General features: G+C 53.4%; 4 protein-coding genes. All 4 read left to right on the top strand.

Annotated elements, in window-relative coordinates; genetic code table 11:
• Window positions 1–635 (top strand): LCP family protein (locus tag lacNas_RS04475; RefSeq protein ID WP_201346632.1); only part of this gene is annotated, 635 nt, incomplete at its 5' end.
• 2 nt (window positions 636–637) lie between these two features.
• Window positions 638–1,255 carry a glycerol-3-phosphate acyltransferase gene (locus tag lacNas_RS04470; protein WP_201346631.1) on the top strand — a complete coding sequence of 206 codons (618 nt, stop codon included), beginning with the start codon at window positions 638–640 and terminating at the stop codon, window positions 1,253–1,255.
• Window positions 1,256–1,333: 78 nt separating this feature from the next.
• Complete coding sequence (locus lacNas_RS04465) at window positions 1,334–4,330, top strand: LTA synthase family protein (RefSeq protein WP_201331954.1); 2,997 nt, start codon at window positions 1,334–1,336, stop codon at window positions 4,328–4,330.
• Between the two features lie 87 nt (window positions 4,331–4,417).
• The coding region (locus tag lacNas_RS04460) for an acyltransferase (RefSeq protein WP_201346630.1) at window positions 4,418–4,921 on the top strand (504 nt) is incomplete at its 3' end.

Genomic DNA, 4,921 nt, shown 5'->3' with positions numbered 1-4,921 from the left:
GCTTTCCTTTCAAGAAGGGGGTCCGCCAGCACTTAAACGGGCAGGCAGCTTTGGCTTACAGCCGGATGCGCTATGACGACCCGGAAGGCGACTACGGCCGCCAGAAGCGGCAAAGAGAAGTCATCACCAAGCTGGTCAAGAAGCTGGCGACGACGGAATCTTTGAAGAACTTCACCAAGATCGCCAACAACCTGTCGTCCAACGTCAAGACCAACTTGAACTTCCAGGCTCTGAAGTCGATCCTGGCCAACTACTCAAACTGCACTTCATCCAGTGACAGCGACTATCTGCATGGCTACAGCGCCTACGTTGACGGTGCCTCCTACCAGATCGCCTCAACCAGCGAGCTGCAGCGGGTCTCAAACAAGATCAGAAAGCTGCTGGGCCTTAAGACGGCCACGGTTTCCAACCGGGAAACCGAGCTGAACAAGCTCAACATCGCCAACGGCTTCAAATTCAACAGCAGCCAGACGCAGAACTACACCATTTATTCTGAAGGAACGAAGGCTTCCAGCTCCAGCAGCAGTGCAAGCTCCAGCTCCAGTTCCAGTTCAAGTACAAGCGCCAGTGCAGCTTCCAGCAGCACGGCTTATACTTACAGCTACAGTACCAATCCGTTTTCAGGGGGGAATTAGGCGTGCTTGACAAAATTCTGGCAGTCGCCATCGGCTACCTGTTCGGAAACTTCATCAGCGCGATGTTCGTCGGCCGGTACTTTTTGCATAAGGACCCGACCAAGTACGGGTCGGGCAACCCGGGCACGGCCAACATGGGGGCGGTTTTCGGCAAAAAGGCCGGAATCCTGACCTGCGTTGGCGACCTGCTCAAGACCCTGCTGGCGGTCGGCCTGGTTTATGCCATCTACCACCAGCACCTGCTGGTGGCCTATACGGGCCTGGGCGTGGTGCTGGGGCACTGCTTCCCGGTCTTCAACCACTTTAAGGGCGGCAAGGCAGTGGCAGTCATGGCGATGACGACGGTCTTGTATGACTGGCGGGCCGGCCTGGCGACGCTGTTGATCGCCCTGATTCTGACCTGCATCATGCAGAACCTGACGATCCCGCCCCTGGTCTTCATGCTGTCTTTCAGCATCTATGAGCTGACCCGGTCGCTGGAAGCCGGCGTGGTCTTTTTGATAGCCACGTTGATCATGGCCTACAAGTTCCGCTACGATATCCGGGACTTTTTCACGGGCCATGGCAAGCGGGTGGATATTTTATACACAATCAAAAAGAAATTAGGAATTTTGAAATAGATTCTTGCTCCTTTTTTTAAAATAACTGAGTATAATGAATTTTGAAATTGCAAAAGAAAGAGAATTATTCCGATATCGATGAGTGAACAAAAACAATCTAGAAAAACTCGTAACCTGCTGAAGTACGGCTTTCTAGTAGTGGCGGCTCTGGTGCTTTTGCTGCAGATGTTTAACTTCAGACACAGCATGCTGAAGAGCTCAATCAGCTACCTGCGCTATTTGCCGCTGACCGCGCAAAGCGCGACCTATTGGTTCGTGCCGATGATTTTCGGTGCAGTCTACAGCAAGCGCAAGCTGCGCTTTAATGAAGGCTTCAGGGCCTGGATCATCATGGAAGTGACCCTGATTGCCTACTATATCGTCTTCTTTGTTTCCGAGCCGTGGCACTTGAATGCCTGGCGCTTCTGGGGCATCCTGTTCCCGATCCTGACCTCGACCTCCGTTTTGATGACGGGCCTGGTCTTCGCCCTGCTGGTGCAGCCGGTCATTTATGACTGGCAGGAGAAATTCAGCCACAAGCAGAGCCTGATCATCTTGACGGCGCTGACTTTGCTGGGCTTTGCCCTGTCAGCCGGGACTTACCTGATGTCTTACTCCATTTACGGCTTGTACCTGGTACTGCCGTTTGCCTGGGGAATGTACTTGGGAAAGATCAAGTTTTCAGCCAAGAGAACCATCCTGTCGATTCTGGCCGGTATCTTCTCTCTGGCCTTCGTGACGGTTGGCGTTCCTGGCTTTAACGCCGTTTACTGGTCACAGATCCTGTCAGGTCACGCCAACACCACATCATGGAACTACCAGTTCCTGATCAACGTGACCTCGCCGTTCATCTTCATTATCGCCTTGGCGGCCTTCGCTTTCGCGCGTCCGGCCATCGCGGCCCTGGAAGAAAAGGATCTGGACTTCCTGATCCCGCTGATCATCTTCATGCAGGCTCCGGACGCCAGCTCATTCATGTCGTCCTTGAAATACGGCACGGGCAGCCGGCAATTGAACCGTTTGATCACGATCTTGATCATGCTGGCCATCGCGATCGTTTGGCACTGGCTGATTGAACGCTATCTGTGGCGGCTCAAGCCGGTCAAGCGCGTCAACCGCTTCCTGCACGACACCAAGAGCTTCGGGGAAGTGGCCGAAGGCATCTTCGACCGCGTCTGGGGCTGGGTGAAGTACCACCGGACCAACCTGCTGACCTGGACCTTCTTCTTCGTGCTGACTTTCGCGTCCTTCCTGATCGAGTCAGACAACCTGCGGATCCAGATCTCAACGGCTTCCGACGTTAACGCCGTGGTCTGGCTGATTGGGACCAAGCTGGGCGCTTTGATCCTGACGACGATTTTCGTTGACGCCTTCTTCACGATCCTGTATTTTGTCACTACCAGATACTGGGTTTCCGTCATCACGACGTCAACGATCGTCATTGCCTGGGCGATCGCCAACAAGATCAAGCTGAACCTGCGGGGCGAGCCGATCTACCCAAGTGAACTGTCTGAAGTAACCAACGCTGACAGTCTTTTGAGCATGATCGGCGGGCAAAAGACCCTGATCATGATTTTGCTGGCCCTGGCAGTGGTAATTGCCTTGATGGTCTTTTGCGAAATCAAGTTCAAGGTCAAGAAGCGCGGCAACTGGAAGCGGCGGGGCATGTGGGCCCTGGCCAGCCTGGCCCTGTTCATGACGCCGATGTGGTTCAACCACAAGGGGTCAGCGATTTACCGCTTGAACCGGGCTTTTGACAACAAGCAGTCCTTCAGAAACCCTGAAAGAGACATCCAGGTCAACGGGCCGATCCTGAACTTCTTGAACTACATCGACCTGCAGATCATGGACCAGCCAAGCAACTACTCCAAGAGCCAGATCTACAAGCTCTATCAGAAGTACCAAAAGGTGGCTGACAAGATCAACAAGACCCGGACCAATGACCTGTCCAAGCAGACCATCGTCTTCAACTTGAGCGAAAGCTTTATGGATCCGACGACTTTCCCGACGCTTAAATTTGCCAAGGGGACCAAGGATCCGATCCCGTACATCCACTCTTTGCAGAGCAGCACGACTTACGGGACCATGCTTAGTGCCGGTTACGGCGGCGGTACTGCCAACATGGAATGGGAATCTTTGACCGGGTTCAACATGGGGGCCTTCAGCACCTCCCTGACGCCATACGTGCAGGTTGTGCCGCAGTACAAGTACTACCCGACCATCGGCGCCAACTTCAGCTACTCTTCAGCTGTTCACCCGTTCATCGGGACCTACTACTCAAGAATTGAAGACTACAAGCGCTTCAAGTTCAACAAGTTCGTCTACATCGGTTCCAAGTACAAGATCGTGGACCAGAAGAAGCTGGGGACCAACTCCTACAACTCCGACTTCACGACTTACGCCAACGGCTTGCGGCAGATCAACTCCCGCAAGGGCGGCCAGTTCATCAACCTGATCTCGATCCAGAACCACATGCCATACAACAACTGGTACCCGAACAACTACTACGCCGGCAAGATTTCCGGCTCGCTGTTCACTGACGGTGACGTCAGAACCCAGGCGGCAACCTACATCATGGGGACGCACTACACTGACGAGGCGGTCAAGAAGTTCATCAAGCAGATCGACAAGATCAAGAAGCCGATCACCCTGGTCTTCTACGGGGACCACTACCCGTCAATCGTTTCACAGTCATACACGTCCAAGTACCCGATTCAGATGCACTCGACGCGCTACTTCATCTACTCCAACAAGTACGCCCGTCAGCACGGGGCCAAGGCCAAGCTGACTTCAAAGACCAATTACGTCAACACCAGTGACTTTATTGCCATGATGCTGGAACAAACCAACAGCAAGGTGACGGCCTACCAGGCACTTCTGACGGAAGTTCACAAGAAGCTGCCGGCTTTGACCATCAGCTACACTGACGACTCCGGCTTCACTCTGGTCAACCAGAAGGGCAAGGAAGTCGACCCGAAGACTTTGACCAGCTCCCAGCAGGCCCTGCTCAAGGATTACGAGATGATCCAGTACGACATGACCGCGGGCTCAGCTTACGCGCTAAAGATCAAAGGCTTCTACACCATGAAGAAATAATGTTGTGATTTACAGAGAAAAACATGGACTAAGACCAACTTAGCCCTTGTTTTTTTCTTTGTATAGAAACAAAAACGGGAGGCACCGATGGCTCGAAAGCAGCGCATCGACTATCTAGATTATCTCCGCCTGCTGGCGATCTTTGGCGTGATAACCGTTCATGTCGCCACCTCGCTCAATTTCTACCAGCAAGAGCGCGCCGGCTTGAACTGGCAGCTGCTCAACTTTTGGGACGGGCTGAGCCGCTTCTGCGTGCCGGTTTTCGTCATGATTTCGGGGGCAATTTTTCTGAATCCGGCTTTTGATTTGAGCTGGCAAAGACTGTTTAAAAAATACATCGGCAAGCTGCTGGTCCTTTATCTGGCCTGGCAGCTGATCTACTGCGGCTGGTACTATTTTGCCAAGGGCTGTGACCTCGTCACCCTGGCCAGGCTGCTTTTAGGCAGCTATGACCACCTGTGGTATCTGCCGATGATTATCGGCTTGTATTTGGTGACGCCGCTTTTGCGGCCGATCGCTTCCAAGCGGCAGCTGCTGGAATACTTTCTCTTGCTGGCCCTGGTCTTTGCCTGGCTGCTGCCGACGGCCCTG

Origin of the sequence: Lactobacillus nasalidis (assembly GCF_016587775.1) — a bacterium.
Taxonomy (GTDB): Bacteria; Bacillota; Bacilli; order Lactobacillales; family Lactobacillaceae; genus Lactobacillus; species Lactobacillus nasalidis.
This window is presented reverse-complemented; position numbering and strand designations above follow the sequence as displayed.